Source organism: Motilimonas eburnea (assembly GCF_021295345.1).
GTDB classification, from domain to species: domain Bacteria; phylum Pseudomonadota; class Gammaproteobacteria; order Enterobacterales; family CBDFNC01; genus Motilimonas; species Motilimonas eburnea.
On record NZ_JAIMJB010000010.1, the window covers coordinates 39,621 to 58,869 of the forward strand.

The window sequence follows — 19,249 nt, forward strand, 5'->3', positions numbered from 1 at the left end:
AAAGTGTTGTAGCCTTGCTAGGCTAATTAACACCCAGTTATTCTTTTGGCTGCTGAACTCGACGTAAAGAGCGCTCAAGGCGGTTTTCTTCACGGCTGATTTCCAGCAGGGTTTCTTCAATAAAAACCAGATGACGATCCGATGCGTCTCTGGCTTTTTTAGGCGCTTTGCCCAAAATGGCATCCAACAACATTCGGCGGTGCTCACTGATGGCTTTTGCTATCTCGGGCTTACGCTGAAGTTGTTGTAAATTGTGTAATACATTTTGCTCTAACAAAGGTAGCAAGCCACGCATTAAATGCATTAAAACCAAGTTGTGGGATGACTCGACGATGGCTAAATAAAAGGCCACGACCACCTTAGCTTCCACTTCTAAGTCTTGGCCTTGTTGCTGTACTTGTTCGATGTCAGCAAAGGCTTGGCGAATTTGCGAGAAGTCGGCCTCGGTACCACGCAATGCGGCATAGAATGCCGAAATACCTTCAAGGGCATGACGAAATTCAAGCAAATCATATTGCGATTCGGGTGTGGAGTTGAGTAATTCATACAGCGGGTCGGTTAACCCTTGACGTAACTCAGCCCCGACAAAAGTACCGCCGCCATGACGCCTTGTGAGCAGCCCCCGCGCTTCAAGACGCTGGATTGCCTCACGCAATGATGGCCTAGAAACATCAAACTGCTTTGCCAATTCACGCTCAGGCGGCAGCTTCTGGCCGGGGTTGAGACTCCCTTCCAGAATCATGCTTTCTAATTGCGCTTCGATGACATCGGCAATTTTTGGCTGTTTAATTTTTTGATAGGCCATGCTTTCTCGTTCAAGCTCATGTTTAGAGCAATTGGTATTACCAATTTCATTTGGCGCAAAAAATAGCAAAGCTCTAACATTTTGTCCACCAAAAAGCTGATCCTGATCAAAGGATTTGGGCTGTTTGAAGGCAAAACAGGACAAAATGGTCAGACCAATGCACTTTACGTTACATTCTATCAACCCTAGCAACACATTTTGACAACTTTGTTAAAAAGGTGGTTTTCTTGTAACCGCTGTTTGTGGGAGCCGCAATCTGTGGGAGCTGCAGTCATGCAGCGATAAATAGTGAGATAAAATCGCCCCATCACTGGGGCTCCCACAAATAACTGCTGCTCCTACGGATGACTAGGACGCTTACAACTTAGCCAAATATTTTTTCCAATCAAACCCGGTTCCGGGGTCGCTCTTACGACCCGGTGCGATATCACTGTGGCCAGTAATACGATCTGATGTTATTTGTGGAAATCTCATCATAATGGCTTGCGTTAGCTCAGTTAAGGTCTGGTATTGAGCATCAGTAAAGGCGCTGTCATCCGTGCCTTCTAATTCAATACCAATAGAAAAGTCATTGCATTTCTCTCGCCCTTGAAAACTTGATACCCCCGCGTGCCAAGCCCGCTTAGTTAACGGCACATACTGAACTAACTCGCCATCACGGCGAATAAGCGCATGAGCCGATACTTTAAACTGATGAATCATTCCAAAATAAGGATGTTCAGCCGGGTTAAGCTGACCGGTAAATAGCTGGTCAATGTAAGGGCCGCCGTATTGCGCTGGTGGTAAGCTAATAGAATGGATCACCAATAAGGAAATATCCTGTCCAAGGGGCCTAGGATCACAAAAAGGAGATGGCACTTGACGCGCCTCGTCAATGTCACCTTGTTGATTTATCGTGTATTTCATTTTGTTCCCTATAAATTGCATCAACCCTGAAAGTCGCAAAGCGTGTTATGATAAGCCAAATGTTAATTAAGCTGTTGGCAACGATTTCAGGTGAAAGATGAACGCTCCTAGCCCGACAAAAAATATCAGTAAATGGATGTGGTTGATCGCTTGGCTTTGCCTTGGTGCCCTGCTGGTGCAATATTTTAATACCAAGTTAGCCAATCAATACAATCCCAATCAAGACCTAACCCAGCTAAGCCAAGGCAAAAGCCAAAGCATCACCTTAGTGCAAAATCGCCAAGCTCACTATGTGGTAACAGGAATGATTAATGGCCAAGCCATGACCTTTATGCTCGACACGGGAGCGACCTCCACCGTTATCCCAGCCCATCTTGCACAGCAGTTAGGTTTACAGCAAGGCTATGCCAGCTGGGTAAGCACCGCCAATGGCAATATCGAGGTCTATGCAACCATGATTAAAAGCTTGAGCTTAGGGCCACTGACATTGTACGATCTGCGCGCTCAAATTAACCCATATATGAAGGATGACACCATTTTGCTAGGCATGAACGTGTTAAAGCAATTTAAAATGGTGCAACAAGGCAACCAGCTAACCTTAAGTTTTTACTAGTCGCTTCATAACATCGCCGCCACAGGACTCAGCATGAACCAGCAAGACATCGCCCATAGCGTTACCCTCGCCCTTAACGAAGATTTAAATGGCCTAAGCGCAGAGCAAGGCGATATTACCGCCAACTTAATTGCCGCAGATACCCAAGCTAAAGCTAGTATTATTAGTCGCGAGCAGGCCGTTTTTTGCGGTAAAGCTTGGGCTGATGAAGTGTTTAAACAACTGGGTGACACGGTCACGATTGATTGGCAGGTTAACGATGGCGATATGCTAGCGCCAAACAAAGTGATTTGTTACCTAAGCGGCCCAGCTCGCACCTTATTAACGGGTGAGCGCAGCGCGTTAAACTTTATTCAAACTCTATCAGGCATTGCCACTGCAACCTTTGAGTATTCAAGCAAAATTGCCCACACTAAATGTAAATTGCTTGATACCCGCAAAACCTTACCGGGCCTGCGCAATGCATCAAAATACGCCGTTACCTGCGGCGGCGGCACCAATCATCGCATCGGCTTATTTGATGCTTACCTTATAAAAGAAAACCACATCATGGCCTGCGGCGGCATAGCCCAAGCCGTGAGTGAGGCGCGCAAACTTAATCCGGGAGTAAAGGTCGAAGTCGAAGTCGAAAACCTAGACGAACTACAGCAAGCGCTAGACGCCCAAGCCGACGTAGTGATGCTAGATAACTTCACAATCCCTATGATGCAACAAGCCGTCGCGATGAACACCACAGCAACCAAACTGGAAGTGTCGGGTAATGTGGATTTAACCACCATCGCCAGCTACGCCGAAACCGGCGTGGATTGTATCTCGGTTGGCGCCCTGACCAAGCATGTCAAAGCCGTTGACTTGTCAATGCGTTTGATCGGCTAAGCCCTGGTGGCTGTATCTTTTTGAAATAGATACTGCAGTTTGTGGGAGCTGCAGTAATGCAGCGATAAATGCTGAGACTAAATCTCTGCATGGCTGCTGCTCCACAGTTCCTACACCCCATCAGCGAAGGGGCCCACACTTTTTCCCTATATATATCAATATGTAAATTTTGCAGCCCTAAGTCGCAATTTTGTCATCTGGGCACAAAATAGCTTGATAAAAAGGTGAGCCTTTCATTAGAATCGCTGCGTTGCTAACAATCAACACAGCAGAAATGAAACAAGTTAACGCTATTTACCTCGTAAATAATCGATTCCTTGAATTCATTGGCGCAGCTTAAACGGATTGCCGATAAGCAAAAAGAACAACAAGGTGTGATTGCCTTAACAGAGTAAACCGAAACTTAATCAAGTTTATCTTTGGAAAGTGTGAAATGCGCCACCGTGTTCTAAAGTTTAAGTGTGAAAACATGATCTAGCTAACTTGTGCCAGATCAATTTTCTTGAGATGTTACAACACAGGTAATGGAGCCTTAAATAAACTCCACTTACCTACCCTTATCCCTAATAAAAACCGTAAGTGAAGGAAGTCCTTTATGAACAAGCAAATGAACAAACTACAACAGGGTTTTACCCTAATCGAATTATTGATCGTGGTTGCGATCATCGGTATTTTGGCTGCGATTGCGTTGCCTGCGTATCAAACCTACACTAACCGCGCGCAAGTAACCTCAGACATAGCTGGAATTAGTGGTTATAAAACGGCTGTTGGTATTTGCTACAACACACTAGGAACATTAACAGGCTGTTCTGAAAGCCAGAATGACATTCCTCCTGCTGCAGCTCCTGTTGCAAGCGTAACCGATGGTGTCATTGTTGTTAATACAACTTTTGCAGGTGCAGCTGAGACAGTAACATACACAGGCGTTATCAATGGTGCAGTTCTTGATTGGACTATTACATCAACCATTCCTAGCTGTGGTGACTATATCGATGGCTGTAGCTAATACTTAGGCTAAGTGAAATAGTTAATGTCTATTAATACGTCTACGAGCGGTCTTTTAGCTAATCTAGCCGCTCGTGGCTTTTTTCCCAAAGAAAAAGCCCAGTCCTTTTTAGTTAGTGCGAAATCCGAAAAGCAGCCTCTAGTTACTCATTTAGTACATAACAAAATTATTAGTTCTAAAGAGTTAGCCGACTTTTGTGAGGCTGAGTACGGCATCCCCTTACTCGACCTTGATTCTTTTCAATTAGAAGATATTCCCGACAAATTTATCAATGAAAAACTAATCGAAAAGCATCACGCGCTACCGATTTATACCCAAGGGCACACCTTATATATCGCCATGTCAGATCCCACTAATGTGGGTGCCCTGGAAGACTTTGGCTTTAGCTTTGCCATGCATACCGAGGCCTTGCTGGTTGAAGAAGATAAGTTGCAAAAGGCGATAGAAAAGTTGACCGAGGATGATACTTCGGCCCTAGGCGATCTCGATGAAAGTGAAATCGGCGATATCGACGTTGATGACAGCGAATCTCGCCTCGATGAAGCGCAAAATATGGGCGATGATGACGCCCCGATAGTTAAGTACATTAATAAAATTCTTTCCGACGCCATACGCAAAGGCGCATCGGATATACACTTTGAGCCTTATGAGAAAAAATACCGAGTACGTTTGCGTATCGATGGTATTTTAACGGAAGTGGCCACGCCACCGGTTAACTTAACCAACCGTTTCTCTGCTCGTTTAAAAGTGATGTCAAAACTCGACATTGCCGAGCGCCGCATTCCCCAGGATGGCCGGATTAAGCTAAAGCTATCAAAAAACAAATCCATGGATATGCGTGTGTCTACCCTACCCACCATGTGGGGTGAAAAGATTGTAATGCGTATTTTGGATAGCTCCGCAGCTAAACTCGATATTCATGCGCTGGGTTACAGTGAAAAGCAAAAAAAACAGTACCTCGATGCCATCAGTAAACCCCAAGGTATGATCTTAATTACTGGCCCAACTGGCTCGGGTAAAACAGTGTCTCTCTACACCGGTTTAAATATCTTAAACACGGCTGAGCGCAATATTTCTACCGCCGAAGACCCTGTTGAAATTAACCTTGAGGGGATTAACCAGGTCCAGGTTAACCCAAAAGCGGGCTTAACCTTTGCCAGTGCGCTGCGCTCGTTTTTACGTCAAGATCCCGATATCGTGATGGTGGGTGAGATCCGTGACTTGGAAACCGCCGAAATCGGCATTAAAGCCGCGCAAACCGGTCACTTGGTATTATCTACCTTACATACCAACTCGGCCTCAGAAACCCTAACTCGCCTTCTTAACATGGGCGTGCCCGCGTTTAACGTCGCGAGCTCGGTGACCTTAATTATGGCGCAGCGTCTAGCGCGTCGCTTGTGTGAACACTGTAAGGTTCCCGAACAGATTCCTGCTAGTGAGCTATTAGAGCTAGGTTTTACCCAAGCTCAGGTTGCTAAGGGGCTAACAACCTATAAAGCAGTAGGTTGTGATAAGTGCACCGATGGCTATAAAGGCCGAGTGGGTATCTATGAAGTCATGGTGATGACTGAAGCAATTAGCCGCGCCATCTTAGATAACGCCAATGCCATGCAGCTAAATGATATTGCGCAAAAAGAAGGTATGCACACCTTAAGGCAATCCGCCCTAATTAAAGCCGTGGAAGGTGTGACTAGCTTATCGGAAGTGACCCGGGTCACCAATAATTAGTCTTTTTTAGCCAACAAGTTAAACCCAATTTATACTTAGGCTTTATGTACCGCATAAGCTTAACAAGGATTATTTATGGCTGTAGTAAGCAAAGCGAAAAATGCGCCAAAGATTTTTACCTTTAAATGGAGCGGGGTTAACCGTAAGGGTAAAAAAGTCTCGGGTGAAATGCAGGCCGAATCGGCACTCCAATTGAAAGCCGAAATGCGTCGACAAGGTGTCAGCATTACGAAGATAAATAAAAAGAATGATTCATTTTTGAGCAACATAGGTAAAGCCATTAAACCTATGGACATTGCCGTGATATCGCGGCAAATTGCAACCATGCTACAAGCAGGGGTGCCATTAGTGCAAAGCCTACAGATGATAGGTAAAAGCAACGAAAAACCTACGATACGAGACCTTATTGGACAAATATCTGCGGAAGTTGAGACTGGAACTCCATTATCTGATTCATTAAGGAAGCATCCGAAATATTTTGACGATCTTTATTGTGACTTAGTACAAGCTGGTGAGCAATCTGGTGCACTTGAAACCCTATTCGATCGGATCGCGGTTTATAAAGAAAAAGCGGAAGCATTAAAGTCAAAAATCAAAAAAGCTATGTTTTATCCGGCAATGGTAGTATTTGTTGCCATTACGGTTACTTGTATTTTATTACTTTTTGTTATCCCCCAATTTGAAGATATCTTTAATGGTTTTGGTGCTGAACTACCTGCATTTACACAATTAGTAATTGGCATATCTCACTTACTGCAGCAATGGTGGTATATCATGTTTGCTATTATTGCCGTTGCTGTATTCCTCTTTAGAAAAGCGCATATGAAATCAGAAAGTGTGCGTGATAACACTGACAAATTTGTACTAAAAGTACCAGTCATTAGTAATATTCTTCATAAAAGTGCCATGGCACGCTTTGCCCGCACCTTATCAACCACCTTTGCTGCGGGTATCCCCTTAATCGATGCACTCTTATCTGCTGCTGGCGCATCGGGTAACTATGTTTACAGAAGTGCAATATTAAATGTTCGAAACGAAGTTATCGCGGGGATGCAAATGCACATTGCAATGCGTACCACCGGCGTATTTCCAGATATGGTTACGCAAATGATAATGATCGGCGAAGAATCGGGTGATTTAGATGGCATGCTCACTAAGGTAGCCGATATTTATGAGCGTGAAGTGGATGATGCCGTGGATGCCTTAACCAGCTTAATTGAGCCGATGATCATGGTCGTGTTAGGTGTGGTTGTCGGTGGTCTGGTTATTGCCATGTACTTACCTATCTTTAGCCTTGGCTCAGTGGTGGGTTAACCGTGTTTAAGCATTTAATTAAAAGGTAATCGGCGTTAATGCAAGATGTCATATTACTAATGGAGGCCTACCCCGCCTCCATTATTGTGTTTGCAGGGGTGCTAGGCTTAATGGTAGGCTCATTTCTAAATGTGGTGATCCACCGCTTGCCCATTATGATGCAAAAAGATTGGCAGTCTGAGTGTCGCGTATTACTTACTGATGAGCTAAAAGCCCCCGCAAGTGGGACCGCTGAATCTCGGTATAATTTGATTGTGCCTCGTTCAGCCTGCCCAAAATGCGGCCATAAAATCACGGCCATTGAAAACATCCCTGTGATCAGCTGGCTAGTGTTAAAGGGTAAATGCAGTGAATGTGCTAATCCGATTTCTGCACGCTACCCAAGTGTGGAGCTATTAACAGGCTTGATGTCGGTGGCAGTCGCGTTTGTGGTGCCTTTTGGCTGGCCTTTAATGCTTGCCCTTACCCTGACTTGGTTTTTAGTGGCGATGACCTTTATCGACCTCGATACTATGCTACTACCCGACCAACTCACCTTGCCACTGCTGTGGCTGGGCCTTCTGGCAAACGTGTTTGGCACCTTTACCGATTTGCAAAGTGCCGTATTAGGCGCAGCTGCCGGCTATTTAAGCTTATGGAGCATTTACTGGGCATTTAAATTGCTCACGGGTAAGGAAGGCATGGGCTACGGCGACTTTAAGTTGCTAGCTGCGTTAGGCGCTTGGTTTGGCTGGATGTCGCTGCCGGTGATTATCTTATTGTCTTCCTTTGTTGGCGCTATCGCTGGCATAGCCTTGATGGTCTTGGCGAAAAATGGCAGAGATCAAGGGATCCCTTTTGGCCCTTATCTAGCCGGTGCCGGTTGGTTGTATTTGGTTTATGGGCAACAGCTGATTGATTTGTATTTTTCGTTTATTTTGTGAGTTGATTGGGGCCCGTAGGAGCCCCAGTCATGCGGCGATTTGGTCTTAATATTTATCGCTGAATTACTGCTGTTCCTACAAGAGCAGGCTCTACAAATCCTGCTCCCACTGATCTTGTTTTTCTGGGGCGAATGCGGGCTCACCCGCTATGCGTTTTTCTTCATCGGCCCATTCACCTAAATCAATTAGCTTGCAACGCTCACTGCAAAAAGGGCGAAATTGCGATTCAGGCTGCCAAATCACTTCTGCTTGACATGTTGGGCAATTTACTTTGGTTATGCTCATTGTAACAACCTTTAACAACTGGCAATTTGAAAGGGAACATCTTGTGCTTGCTCATCACCATGGGGCAAAAAGCGGATTGCATATCGGGTTTTATGGCCACTGACCGTTGGGTAAAAGCCCAAGGTTGGGGCAATCTTAATGCGGATCATGTCTGCATTTTCGGCAATATCTTGATAAAAGCCATTCTTTGCGACAACGGAATTAAAGTGACTGCTGTCACGACATAACTTTAGGTTCAGCTGCAATGCGCCAATTAACGGCTGAAAGTCGGCCAGCCAACGTTTACAATCTGCCGCCTTTTCTTGCTCTGTTAAATTAAGCCAGAAATAAAGCTGAGGTAAGTCGAAACTGCACAGGCCACCCGGTATCGAAAAACGCTGGCGCACAGCAGACAAAAAGCGGTCCTCTTTTAAGGTTTGTGTTATGCGACTTAATCTCGGTAACTGATAAATAAACTGATTTAACTGCTGCTGTAACAAATTAATGCGGCTTAGATCCACACCTGGAATTGTGGCCCAATGATTCACCGAGGCAAGGTGCTTTTCTAAGTCTTTGGTTAGATCACTACGCACCTCACAGCGTTCCATCAACTCATGCAAATCAAGGATCCCCTTAAAGAAGGCTTCGGGATCACTGGGTGCGGTTAAATGGCGACTTTTTGCTATTTGCTCAAAAATGTACTCAAGACGCAGGTAGCTTCTGCTTTTTTCATTTAGTGGGTGTTCAAAAATGACCATTTAGAGATAAAAAACCTAGCGATGATATCAAAGCACAGAGTGTAGCGCTTATATGACAAAATGTTGAGCCTGATCTGTATTAATTTAGTTTCATATTACACAGTTGCTGATGTAACGCTGTCACTTGTTGCGCTAGCTGGCCGAGATCACCTGAGTTATCCAACACAAAGTCCGCCTCTGCAAGACGAACACTGCGTGTCACTTGCGCTGCCATGATCGAGCGAATTTGGGCTTCGCTATTGTTATCTCGGCTCATAGCACGACTTAACTGTAGGGCCTCGGGTACATCGACCACAACTAACTTGCTAATATATTGTTGTAACTGATTCTCGATTAACAGCGGGGCTTCCAGAATGGCGTAAGGCCCTTGGCAAGCCTCTAGCTGAGCTAACAGCGATTGTCGTATCAAAGGGTGCAACAAGGCATTTAACCATTGCTTTTCTGACGCATCAGCAAAGATTAACTGACGCAGTTTGGCTCGATCTAATTCACCCGCATCCGTCAATATCTGTTGACCAAAATGCGCGGTGATCTGCGCGAGTGCACCGCTAGTTGAATCGGGCTCTACTACTTCTCGAGCGACAACATCGGCATCAACGACTTGGATTCCTAACGCCTTAAAACACTTGGCAGCGGCCGATTTACCGCTTCCGATACCACCCGTTAAGCCAATAATCTGCATTAAAAATCAGCCATCAGCTGTGTCACGATAGGCTGATTAGCATCGGGAAAGATATATTGGTCTAGCTCGCAGATAGCAACCCATCTTACCTCTTGTCCTTCTAGCCCCTTCGCCTCACCACTGAATGATTGACTGAGCATAAAGTCGAGCAACACTTGTTTATCGGGGTAATCAAAGCTAATCGATTGATAATGCCTGGCTTGCTCGACAGATATAGCCACCTCTTCCTTTAACTCTCGGATCAAGGCCTGCTCTGGTGTTTCACCTGCTTCTACCTTGCCACCAGGGAATTCCCATTTGCCACCTTGATGTTGATGGTCCAAACGGCGACTTATGAGCACTTGCTGATGTGAATTGATAATAATGCCGGCGGCAACGTGAATGCGTTTCATATTGATTAAAATGTTCGGGAGCAATTCTGTGTAGAGGTTAAGGAGCACCAATTATGGTGCTCCATAGAGGGGGATTAGCTTAATTTACCGTGACACTGTTTGTATTTTTTACCCGAACCACAGGGACAAGGCTCGTTACGGCCAACCTTAGGTTGGTCTCGCACGAAGGTTTCAGCACCTTGTTCGGCTTGTTCTTCGGCGACCGCATCGACCAGTTGGCTTTGCGCACTGGCATGCTGGAATGCTTGAGCTTCTTGCTGCGCTTGTGCTTCACGACGACGCTGCTCTTCGACCGCATTGACGTCATTTTGAGTTTGAACCTGCACCTTAGCTAAGATAGCGACCACGTCATGCTTGAGGTTTTCAAGCATTTCCGTAAACAGCTCGAAAGATTCACGCTTGTATTCTTGTTTCGGGTTTTTCTGGCCATAACTACGCAGGTGAATACCTTGGCGAAGGTGATCCATGGCCGCTAGGTGCTCTTTCCATAAACCATCAAGGGTTTGCAGCATAACGGCCTTTTCAAAGTTTTGAATGACTTCTTTGCCTACCACTTCTTGCTTAGCAGCATAAGCTAATCGAGACTGATCTAGGATCTGTTCACGCAGCCTCTCTTCATCCATCTTGTCATCATCATCCAGCCATTTTTGCAGTGGCAGATCTAAGGCAAAATCGTTCTTTAAGCGCGCTTCAAGGTCAGCAATTTGCCACATTTCTTCAAGGGACTGAGGTGGAATGTACTGATCTATGGTGTTGTTGACCACGTCTGCCCAAATCACTTCGATGGTTTCAGAAATATCGCCACTGTCCATCAAGTCATTGCGCTGCTCATAGATAACTTTACGCTGGTCGTTCGCCACGTCATCAAATTCAAGTAGCGATTTACGCATATCAAAGTTACGGCCTTCAACCTTGCGCTGTGCGTTCTCAATAGCACGAGAAACCCAAGGATGTTCAATGGCTTCACCATTTTCCATGCCCAGCTTCTTCATCATATTAGACACTTTGTCGGAAGCGAAAATACGCATTAACGGATCTTCCATCGACAAGTAGAATCGGCTCGAGCCCGGATCGCCTTGACGACCTGAACGGCCTCGCAACTGGTTATCGATACGTCGAGATTCGTGGCGCTCGGTACCGATAATATGCAAGCCGCCCGCTTCTAGCACGGCATCATGCACTTTTTGCCATTCGGCTTTAATTTCGTCTAGCTGCTCAGGTGTTGCCCCTTTTTCTTCGGCATCATCTAAACGCATTTGTAAGTTACCACCCAGCACGATATCGGTACCACGGCCCGCCATGTTGGTCGCTATGGTCACCGCACCTGGCGTACCCGCTTGCGCCACAATATCCGCTTCTTTTTCATGAAACTTAGCATTAAGCACTTGGTGTTTTATCTTGGCCTTGTTTAATAACTTAGATAAGATCTCAGAGCTCTCAATGGATACCGTACCCACAAGCACTGGCTGCTTACGGGCTACGCAATCCTTAATATCTTCAATGATGGCTTCGTATTTTTCCATGGTTGTCAGGTATACCAAATCACCCATGTCTTTACGTATCATAGGTTTATTGGTTGGTGTCACCACGGTTTCTAGACCGTAAATGCTTTGGAATTCAAACGCTTCGGTATCAGCCGTACCTGTCATACCCGCTAATTTATCGTATAAACGGAAGTAGTTTTGGAAGGTAATGGAAGCCAGAGTCTGGTTTTCATTTTGAATCTTAACGCCTTCTTTTGCTTCTACCGCTTGATGTAAGCCTTCAGACCAACGACGACCTGGCATGGTACGGCCAGTGTGTTCATCAACAATCACAATTTCATTGTCAGGGTTAACGATGTAATCGACGTTTTTCTCAAACAAGGTATGAGCGCGTAAGGCCGCATTAACATGGTGTAAGATAGAAATGCTTGATGCTGAGAACAGTGATTCTTCTTGAGCTAAAATACCGCGCTCTTGCAGAATTTCTTCCACTTTGATTTGGCCGCGCTCGGTTAAAAATACCTGCTTGCTCTTTTCATCAACCGTGTAATCACCTTCGCCAACGTATTCTTCGGTGTCTTCTTTATCCTGCTTTTCAAGTAGCGGGATCACCTTATCAATTTGTTGGTAAAGCTCTTGGTTGCCTTCTGTTGGGCCTGAAATGATCAAAGGCGTACGCGCTTCATCGATTAGGATAGAATCCACCTCATCGACAATCGCATAGTACAGTTCACGTTGCGTGCGCGCTTGTGGCTCAAACGCCATGTTATCGCGCAAGTAATCAAAGCCAAACTCGTTATTGGTACCATAGGTGATGTCAGCAGCGTAGGCAGCGCGTTTTTCTTCTGGATTCATGCCCGATAAGTTAATGCCTACTGTTAACCCTAAGAACTCAAATAAACGCTGGTTCCACTCGGCGTCACGTTTGGCTAGATAGTCGTTCACGGTAATAACGTGCACGCCCTTGCCGGTGATCGCATTAAGGTAAGCTGGTAAGGTAGCGGTTAAGGTTTTACCTTCACCGGTGCGCATCTCGGCAATTTTGTTATCGTGTAAAATCATGCCGCCCAATAACTGAACGTCAAAATGGCGCATACCAAACACTCGTTTGGAGCCTTCTCTGACCACTGCAAACGCTTCTGGCAAGATATCATCTAGGCTTTTACCTTGCTGATAAGCCTCTTTAAACTCTTGAGTTTTAGCTTTTAACTCAGCATCAGTTAAGGCCTCAAGCTCCGCTTCTAGACCATTGATCTGTTTAACAACTTTACCTAATTTTTTAATAAGTCTGTCGTTTCTACTGCCGATAATTTTGGTTATTATTTTGTTAAACATCTATCAACTCTCGCGTAAATTTTATTAAAGCTTGCTCAATCCTTGGCAAGTTAAGTTATTTTAAATGGGTATCAAGCCGGCATTCGGGTCGTTAGCCAGCTTTGCGGTAAATGTACTTGCGGGGGTTAACCTGCTTACCGTCAATTAACACTTCATAATGCACATGAGGCCCCGTTGAACGCCCTGTGGTGCCCATTAAGGCAATGGTTTGTCCTCGGGTAACCACGTCTCCTTCAGAGACATTCACTGCTTTAGCGTGAGCATACCGAGTCGTATATCCATCACCATGATTTATCTCAACTAATTTACCATAACCCGTTTTTGTACCAGCCCAAGTAACAATGCCGGCCGCGGTTGCAGTAATGGGCATACCGTTTCGCCCTGCAATATCAACGCCTTTATGGTAGCGCGCACGGCCAGTAAAGGGGTCGCTACGAACACCGAACAGGGACGTGATATAGCCTTTGCCTTTCACAGGCATCCCATGGACCATTCTGTCATTGGAGATATGGTGATTCATCATCACAGATTCAAGTAGTTGCATTTGTTCTTCGTTACTTTTTATTTCAAATGCCACTTCTTCAATCTGCTGTGTCAAGGTGTTAAGGTCAACACTCAAGACTAAATCATTGTCAGCTACCGGCCCGCCCATCGGCATAGGCTGAGAAAAATCGAACTCACCATCTTCTAATTCGGCTTGCTCTGCCAAACGCCCGCCTAATGCATTTAAGCGGCTCACTTGCGCTTGCAATTCGCCCACCTTTGTGGCCAATAGCACTAACTGCTGGTCCGATTGCTGTTTCAGCCGCTTTAGCTGCTCGTTTTCTTTACTTAAATTACCGGTAATACTGGCGATCTTATATTGCATTATCGTGGCAGAATAACCGTCATAAAGGCGATGACCAACCATGGCGGTTATAAAAGCAAATAGTACTAATAAAAACCAAATCCACTTTAGTTTAATGACTATGCTATGCCGATGTTTTTGACCGGCGTAAATAACTGTTACACTCATGCTTATACTACTCGATTAGACCTAACTAAGATGCGTAAAAATCATCCTTGTGCGCTGACTCAATTAGCCTCTGATGTTAATTTCAGAAAATTAAAAGAACGCGCTGATCAATTATCAGCGCTCGACAGGGTACTACAAAGCGTGCTGGAACGACACCAGATAAAACATGGTAAGATCGCAAATTTCAGAACTGGGACCCTATTCATCGCCTTGCCAAGTGCTGTGTGGCTAACGCGATTCAATCAAAAACGTTCAGATATTTTGTCTGAACTACGCCAACACTTACCGTCCCTTGTGAGTATTGAGGCAAAAATTAATCCTGCTTTAGCGCATAAAACAACTCCATCTCATCCACCTACGACCACTTTTAAAGCAAACCCACGCATTATATCTAACACATCGGCTAGCTATATATTAAGTGCGGCGGAACATGCATCGGGAAGTTTAAAAGAAAAACTCGAAAGATTGGCTGCACTGGCAACAGAGAGAAAAGCCAGTGCAAACAATGATGACTAGCACGAAAGGCTAAGCCATGGCTAAGCCATATCAGTACCGCTGTGTTAGCAAATGAATTGCCTCACAGAGCAGGTGTAAACCAATCAGTAAACCCTGTGTTTAATTCACGATAACCATTCGTTTAACGATTAACGCGCGATGACGATTTACACGTGTTCCTAATTTTAAAGGCGATGTTTAGGCCAACAAGGGCGACAGATAAGTGACGGCTTGCTCAGCTTGCTCTTCAAAGCTCACCATTTCCCAAGCGTTTTCATCTGCTAACAGCGCACACAATAGTTTATTGTTGAGTGCATGGCCCGTTTTGTAGGCTTTAAGCTCACCTAAAATCGTGTAACCGCTAAGATAAAGGTCGCCGATAGCGTCAAGTACCTTATGCTTAACAAATTCATCCTCGTAACGCAGGCCATCTTCATTAAGTACACGGTAATCGTCTAAGCCGATCGCATTATCTAAACTTGCGCCCAGCGCTAAGTTATTCGACTGCAAATATTCCACATCACGCATAAACCCAAAGGTACGCGCGCGGCTGATTTGCTTCAAAAACCAAGGACCAGAAAAGTCACTGACGATATGCTGGTTTTGGCCTTCAATGACTGGGTGAGCAAAGTCGATTTCAAAGTCTAAGCGAAACCCTTTTTTGGTTGGGTTCAACTCAGCCCATTTATCCCCATCTTCTACGCGAACAGGCTGTTTGATACGGATAAATTTCTTGGCTGCACCTAACTCTTCAATACCGGCTGACTGCAGTAAAAATACAAACGGACTGGCACTGCCATCCATGATCGGAATTTCTGGTGCGTCAACATCGATCACAATATTGTCGATACCTAGACCCGCGAGTGCAGCACTTAAGTGCTCAACCGTTGAAATCTTTTCGCCTGACTCGTTTACCAAACAAGTACAAAGCATGCTTTCTTGCACAGCTTGCGCAGTCGCTTTAATGCTTACCACAGGGTCAAGATCGACACGGCGATAAACAATACCGGTATTAGCAGGCGCTGGTCGTAAAGTCATGGTGACCTTATTACCTGAATGCAAACCAATACCAGTGGCTTCTACACTTTGTTTAATTGTTCTTTGTTTAATCATTGAGTCATCCGTATTTCAACACTGTCAGAAAGTCACACTCGCATATTACGAGCATTTATTAATGACGGCTATATGTGAAAACACCTACACGAAATCAGACTGTTTTTCACGCACTATGGCCTAACATGCTAACACATGTCACAGAATTTCCAAATAAGATGATAATTTAGTCCGCTTGTTTTCTCAAAAACGCGGGAATATCTAAATAATCTATCTCAGATTTTGCTTCGGCAGCTGGCTTCGCTTTTGGCTCTTCAGCTGGTGCCGTCGCTTGCGCAGGCTGCGGGGCCGGAGCAACCGCTGGCTCATTCACTACAGCTGTATTACCCACGGTTTCACGCACTGCGGGTTTTGGGTTTACCAAAGTAATGTCTGGCTTGCGCTCACCGCCAATACCGGTGGCAACAACCGTCACACGTAGCTCATCTGACATTTCAGGGTCAATCACGGCACCTACTACCACGGTCGCATTTTCAGAGGCAAAGGTACGAACGGCATTACCCACGGTTTCAAACTCTTCAATGGTGATATCAAAGCCAGCCGTAATATTGACTAGGATACCGCGAGCGCCCGCTAAGTCGACATCTTCAAGTAATGGGCTAGAAATGGCAGCATCGGCGGCTTCTTCGGCGCGGTCATCACCTTTAGCCACACCCGTGCCCATCATGGCGGTGCCCATTTCTTTCATCACCGTACGTACGTCGGCAAAGTCAACGTTAATAAGACCCGTACGCGTGATCAGCTCAGCAATACCTTGTACTGCGCCAAATAGTACGTTGTTAGCGGCTTTAAACGCATCCAATAAGCTCACACCACGACCGAGTACTTTCAGCAGTTTGTCGTTTGGAATGGTGATTAACGAGTCCACTTCGGTGGCTAATTGTTCAATCCCTTGCTCAGCGTAGCTCAAGCGCTTTTTGCCTTCAAAAGCAAAAGGTTTAGTGACCACTGCTACCGTGAGGATACCCAGCTCTTTTGCTATGCTGGCCACCACAGGCGCTGCACCCGTACCTGTACCACCGCCCATTCCGGCTGCGATAAACACCATATCAGAGCCTTCAAGTAATTCTTTAATGGCTTCACGGTCTTCTAAGGCGGCTTCACGTCCTACCTCTGGATTAGCACCAGCACCCAGCCCTTTAGTGATGCCAGAGCCAATTTGTAAGGTGGTGCCCGCATTGGAGTTACGCAATGCTTGGGCATCGGTGTTTACCGAAATAAATTCAACACCCTCAATATTTTGCGTCAACATATGCTCAACAGCGTTACCACCGCCGCCACCTACGCCGACCACTTTGATGACAGCTTCGTCAGCATGACTGTCCATTATCTCAAACATAACTTTCTCTCCGTTTGCTTTGCCTGTTCGCAAAAAATTTAAAACTCGCCTTTAAACCAGCTATGAACCCGCTTGGCTAGTGAGCCAATACCATGGCTTTGTTCTTTCTCTTGCCATGTTGTTATCTGGTTTGCTCTTTGATATTGCAATAGCCCCACCACGGTTGAATACACGGGTGAGTCTACGTATTCTGTTAAGCCTTTTACATTTAGGGGCTTACCAATTCTGACCTGAGACTGAAACGTCACTTCAGCCGTTTCAACTAGCCCTTCAATTTGCGCTGCGCCACCTGTCAACACAACACCTGCAGCAAGTTGGTGCTTCACACCTTGCTTTTTTAATTTCTCTTGTAACTTGTCTAGCTCTTGTTTAACTAAACCCAGCAGCTCACTGTAACGAGGTTCAATCACCTCGGCTAAGGTTTGGCGCTGTAAGCTACGCGCAGGGCGCCCGCCAACACTGGGTACTTCGATGGTGTCTTCACGACTGACCAACGAGCCCATGGCACAGCCATATTTAACCTTGACCTCTTCCGCATCCGACGGTGGCGTACCGAATGCGTATGCGATATCACTGGTAACAGCATTACCCGCATAAGGAATCACGGCGGTATGACGCAAAGCACCGCCTGTGAATACCGCTAAATCCATGGTGCCACCACCAATATCGACCACGCACACACCCAGCTCTTTTTCATCCTCGGTTAGCACCGCATAACTCGATGCCAAGGCAGAAAAAATAAGTTGGTCAACTTTTAAGTCACATCGTTCAACCGCCTTGACAATATTTTTTGCCATGTCGTTGTGGCAGGTGATCAGATGTACTTTGGCTTGCATTCTTACGCCCGATAAACCAACGGGGTTTTTAATGCCTTCTTGGTAGTCAATGGCAAACTCTTGGGCTAATACATGCAAGATCCTATGTTCATCACGGATCCGAACCGACTTCGCGGTGTGGATCACGTTATCGACATCATCTTGGGTCACTTCTTCATCAGAAATCGGCACCATGCCGATCTCGTTTTGACAGCTAATGTGCTTACCGGAAATACCTAGGTAGACCGAGGTGATCTGACAATCAGCCATTAACTCCGCTTCACGCAAGGCGCGCTCAACGGATTTCACCACAGAGTCAAGATCGTTCACGCCACCTTTATCCATGCCTTTTGATTTATGGATCCCGGTACCAATAATGTTAAGTTCGCCATCGGGCAACACTTCACCGATTAATGCGGCGACCTTAGTACTGCCTATATCTAAACCAACAATTAGTTTTTTATCCGTTGCTTTGGTCATCTGGCTCTCTTTCTGGTTTCCAACCCACCGCTACGCCGGTGTCATAGCGTAAATCAACGTAGGCGACTTTTTGTGCATCCAGTAATGGATAAATATCAATAAACCTTTGTACCCTATCGACTCTCTGCTCACGCCCTAACTTTAGCTCTATGCCTTGTTTTAACTGAATATTCCACGCATATCTGTGGGTAAGTTCAAGACCATCAATACTAAAGCCATTTAGCGCCAACAAGCTTTCCAACTGCTGGTACACTTCCAATACTTCTTTCGAGCTATGTTCAGGGCCGTATAAATACACTAAAGGCGCTTGGATTTTATCCTGTGGTGCATTGAACACTTCGCCTTTAATATTCAGCAAGTCCGTTTCATTCCAAAATGCACTTGGCCTTTGCTCTTGTAAAAACACTTTTAATCTATCTGGCCAGCGTTTACGTACTGATGCAGAGTAAACCCATGGCATACTTTGTAAATTTTCTTGTAACTGATTCACATCCAAGGTGAAAAAGTTTTGCGACTCAGGGATAGCGAGTAACACCTGGCGCACTTCATCGTCACTGACGTACTGACGTTCGCCCAGCAAGATTAACTCACTCAATGGCAAGTGCTTTTGGTCTGTTAACCATTGCGCCACCCGCAAGCCACCCCAATAAAGCCCAATTAGCACGCAGATAAAAAAAGTAAGGCCAGCCAAAAAAGCGGCTCGACTCGGGGGGCGCGCGTCATTGAGCTGCTGCGCCGCCTGAGGCTCTTCTTTTTTATTTCTTTTAGCGACACGTGCCGTCACTGCTATTCCTTTCAACAAAGGGTAAGCCACCCTATCTGCTTACCCGCACCCCATTACACACCGAGTGCAAAAAAATGTTAGAAACGCTGCATTATATCGAGCATTGTTCTAGGTTCAATCTC

Annotated in this window: 19 protein-coding genes; 7 read left to right on the forward strand and 12 right to left on the reverse strand. The window is 45.6% G+C overall.

Annotation, left to right across the window (positions count from 1 at the left end; translation table 11 throughout):
• Nucleotides 1-37: 37 nt before the first annotated feature.
• Nucleotides 38-805, reverse strand: a complete 768-nt coding sequence (gene pdhR / locus K6Y21_RS11310; RefSeq protein WP_233071960.1) for a pyruvate dehydrogenase complex transcriptional repressor PdhR — start codon at nt 803-805, stop codon at nt 38-40.
• A 357-nt stretch (nt 806-1,162) separates the two neighbouring features.
• Nucleotides 1,163-1,711 carry a 1,6-anhydro-N-acetylmuramyl-L-alanine amidase AmpD gene (gene ampD / locus K6Y21_RS11315; RefSeq protein ID WP_233071961.1) on the reverse strand — a complete coding sequence of 183 codons (549 nt, stop codon included), beginning with the start codon at nt 1,709-1,711 and terminating at the stop codon, nt 1,163-1,165.
• A 97-nt stretch (nt 1,712-1,808) separates the two neighbouring features.
• Between ampD and K6Y21_RS11320 the strand changes: the two genes are divergently transcribed.
• The 6 genes from K6Y21_RS11320 to K6Y21_RS11345 all read left to right on the forward strand — a co-directional run bounded on the left by K6Y21_RS11320 (nt 1,809) and on the right by K6Y21_RS11345 (nt 8,171).
• The gene (locus tag K6Y21_RS11320) at nt 1,809-2,324 is read left to right on the forward strand and encodes a retropepsin-like aspartic protease family protein (protein ID WP_233071962.1); all 516 of its coding nucleotides are present in this window, start codon (nt 1,809-1,811) and stop codon (nt 2,322-2,324) included.
• A gap of 33 nt (nt 2,325-2,357) precedes the next feature.
• Nucleotides 2,358-3,200 (forward strand): carboxylating nicotinate-nucleotide diphosphorylase, encoded by an 843-nt coding sequence (gene nadC, locus K6Y21_RS11325; RefSeq protein WP_233071963.1) that lies wholly within the window; start codon nt 2,358-2,360, stop codon nt 3,198-3,200.
• 595 nt (nt 3,201-3,795) lie between these two features.
• Nucleotides 3,796-4,206, forward strand: a complete 411-nt coding sequence (locus K6Y21_RS21270) for a pilin (protein WP_285229739.1) — start codon at nt 3,796-3,798, stop codon at nt 4,204-4,206.
• 24 nt (nt 4,207-4,230) lie between these two features.
• On the forward strand, nt 4,231-5,934 hold the full coding sequence (gene pilB, locus K6Y21_RS11335) for a type IV-A pilus assembly ATPase PilB (protein ID WP_233071964.1): 1,704 nt from the start codon (nt 4,231-4,233) through the stop codon (nt 5,932-5,934).
• 75 nt (nt 5,935-6,009) lie between these two features.
• Nucleotides 6,010-7,248: a type II secretion system F family protein gene (locus K6Y21_RS11340; protein ID WP_233071965.1), complete on the forward strand. Its 1,239-nt coding sequence runs from the start codon at nt 6,010-6,012 to the stop codon at nt 7,246-7,248.
• 38 nt (nt 7,249-7,286) lie between these two features.
• Nucleotides 7,287-8,171 carry a prepilin peptidase gene (locus tag K6Y21_RS11345; RefSeq protein ID WP_285229740.1) on the forward strand — a complete coding sequence of 295 codons (885 nt, stop codon included), beginning with the start codon at nt 7,287-7,289 and terminating at the stop codon, nt 8,169-8,171.
• 90 nt (nt 8,172-8,261) lie between these two features.
• On the opposite strand, the gene yacG is transcribed toward K6Y21_RS11345, so the two are convergent.
• The 6 genes from yacG to K6Y21_RS11375 all read right to left on the reverse strand — a co-directional run bounded on the left by yacG (nt 8,262) and on the right by K6Y21_RS11375 (nt 14,101).
• Nucleotides 8,262-8,456, reverse strand: coding sequence for a DNA gyrase inhibitor YacG (yacG, locus tag K6Y21_RS11350; RefSeq protein ID WP_233071966.1), 195 nt, complete (start codon nt 8,454-8,456; stop codon nt 8,262-8,264).
• A gap of 11 nt (nt 8,457-8,467) precedes the next feature.
• A complete protein-coding gene (gene zapD / locus K6Y21_RS11355; RefSeq protein ID WP_233071967.1) occupies nt 8,468-9,193 on the reverse strand; it encodes a cell division protein ZapD in 726 nt (241 codons plus the stop codon).
• Nucleotides 9,194-9,272: 79 nt separating this feature from the next.
• Nucleotides 9,273-9,875: a dephospho-CoA kinase gene (gene coaE, locus K6Y21_RS11360; RefSeq protein WP_233071968.1), complete on the reverse strand. Its 603-nt coding sequence runs from the start codon at nt 9,873-9,875 to the stop codon at nt 9,273-9,275.
• Entirely contained in the window at nt 9,875-10,267 is a 393-nt protein-coding gene (gene mutT, locus K6Y21_RS11365) for an 8-oxo-dGTP diphosphatase MutT (RefSeq protein ID WP_233072082.1), read from the reverse strand. Before mutT ends, coaE begins: the two co-directional genes overlap by 1 nt.
• A 74-nt stretch (nt 10,268-10,341) precedes the next feature.
• On the reverse strand, nt 10,342-13,086 hold the full coding sequence (gene secA / locus K6Y21_RS11370) for a preprotein translocase subunit SecA (protein ID WP_233071969.1): 2,745 nt from the start codon (nt 13,084-13,086) through the stop codon (nt 10,342-10,344).
• Between the two features lie 91 nt (nt 13,087-13,177).
• Nucleotides 13,178-14,101 (reverse strand): M23 family metallopeptidase, encoded by a 924-nt coding sequence (locus K6Y21_RS11375; RefSeq protein WP_233071970.1) that lies wholly within the window; start codon nt 14,099-14,101, stop codon nt 13,178-13,180.
• A gap of 30 nt (nt 14,102-14,131) precedes the next feature.
• Here K6Y21_RS11375 and K6Y21_RS11380 point away from each other — a divergent pair, with 30 nt between their 5' ends.
• Nucleotides 14,132-14,617 (forward strand): DUF721 domain-containing protein, encoded by a 486-nt coding sequence (locus K6Y21_RS11380; protein WP_233071971.1) that lies wholly within the window; start codon nt 14,132-14,134, stop codon nt 14,615-14,617.
• Between the two features lie 177 nt (nt 14,618-14,794).
• Here K6Y21_RS11380 and lpxC read toward each other — a convergent pair whose 3' ends face one another.
• From lpxC to K6Y21_RS11400, 4 genes are all read right to left on the reverse strand, one after another.
• The gene (gene lpxC / locus K6Y21_RS11385; RefSeq protein ID WP_233071972.1) at nt 14,795-15,709 is read right to left on the reverse strand and encodes a UDP-3-O-acyl-N-acetylglucosamine deacetylase; all 915 of its coding nucleotides are present in this window, start codon (nt 15,707-15,709) and stop codon (nt 14,795-14,797) included.
• 166 nt (nt 15,710-15,875) lie between these two features.
• Nucleotides 15,876-17,048, reverse strand: coding sequence for a cell division protein FtsZ (gene ftsZ, locus K6Y21_RS11390; RefSeq protein WP_233071973.1), 1,173 nt, complete (start codon nt 17,046-17,048; stop codon nt 15,876-15,878).
• Between the two features lie 38 nt (nt 17,049-17,086).
• Nucleotides 17,087-18,343 (reverse strand): cell division protein FtsA, encoded by a 1,257-nt coding sequence (gene ftsA, locus K6Y21_RS11395; protein WP_233071974.1) that lies wholly within the window; start codon nt 18,341-18,343, stop codon nt 17,087-17,089.
• Complete coding sequence (locus tag K6Y21_RS11400) at nt 18,324-19,127, reverse strand: cell division protein FtsQ/DivIB (RefSeq protein ID WP_233071975.1); 804 nt, start codon at nt 19,125-19,127, stop codon at nt 18,324-18,326. Before K6Y21_RS11400 ends, ftsA begins: the two co-directional genes overlap by 20 nt.
• Nucleotides 19,128-19,249 lie beyond the last annotated feature (122 nt).

Bases quoted from the DNA above. Each gene is read 5' to 3' on its own strand.
- pdhR (WP_233071960.1), bottom strand. From the start codon at position 805: ATGGCCTATCAAAAAATTAAACAGCCAAAAATTGCCGATGTCATCGAA.
- ampD (WP_233071961.1), bottom strand. From the start codon at position 1,711: ATGAAATACACGATAAATCAACAAGGTGACATTGACGAGGCGCGTCAA.
- K6Y21_RS11320 (WP_233071962.1), top strand. From the start codon at position 1,809: ATGAACGCTCCTAGCCCGACAAAAAATATCAGTAAATGGATGTGGTTG.
- nadC (WP_233071963.1), top strand. From the start codon at position 2,358: ATGAACCAGCAAGACATCGCCCATAGCGTTACCCTCGCCCTTAACGAA.
- K6Y21_RS21270 (WP_285229739.1), top strand. From the start codon at position 3,796: ATGAACAAGCAAATGAACAAACTACAACAGGGTTTTACCCTAATCGAA.
- pilB (WP_233071964.1), top strand. From the start codon at position 4,231: ATGTCTATTAATACGTCTACGAGCGGTCTTTTAGCTAATCTAGCCGCT.
- K6Y21_RS11340 (WP_233071965.1), top strand. From the start codon at position 6,010: ATGGCTGTAGTAAGCAAAGCGAAAAATGCGCCAAAGATTTTTACCTTT.
- K6Y21_RS11345 (WP_285229740.1), top strand. From the start codon at position 7,287: ATGCAAGATGTCATATTACTAATGGAGGCCTACCCCGCCTCCATTATT.
- yacG (WP_233071966.1), bottom strand. From the start codon at position 8,456: ATGAGCATAACCAAAGTAAATTGCCCAACATGTCAAGCAGAAGTGATT.
- zapD (WP_233071967.1), bottom strand. From the start codon at position 9,193: ATGGTCATTTTTGAACACCCACTAAATGAAAAAAGCAGAAGCTACCTG.
- coaE (WP_233071968.1), bottom strand. From the start codon at position 9,875: ATGCAGATTATTGGCTTAACGGGTGGTATCGGAAGCGGTAAATCGGCC.
- mutT (WP_233072082.1), bottom strand. From the start codon at position 10,267: ATGAAACGCATTCACGTTGCCGCCGGCATTATTATCAATTCACATCAG.
- secA (WP_233071969.1), bottom strand. From the start codon at position 13,086: ATGTTTAACAAAATAATAACCAAAATTATCGGCAGTAGAAACGACAGA.
- K6Y21_RS11375 (WP_233071970.1), bottom strand. From the start codon at position 14,101: ATGAGTGTAACAGTTATTTACGCCGGTCAAAAACATCGGCATAGCATA.
- K6Y21_RS11380 (WP_233071971.1), top strand. From the start codon at position 14,132: ATGCGTAAAAATCATCCTTGTGCGCTGACTCAATTAGCCTCTGATGTT.
- lpxC (WP_233071972.1), bottom strand. From the start codon at position 15,709: ATGATTAAACAAAGAACAATTAAACAAAGTGTAGAAGCCACTGGTATT.
- ftsZ (WP_233071973.1), bottom strand. From the start codon at position 17,048: ATGTTTGAGATAATGGACAGTCATGCTGACGAAGCTGTCATCAAAGTG.
- ftsA (WP_233071974.1), bottom strand. From the start codon at position 18,343: ATGACCAAAGCAACGGATAAAAAACTAATTGTTGGTTTAGATATAGGC.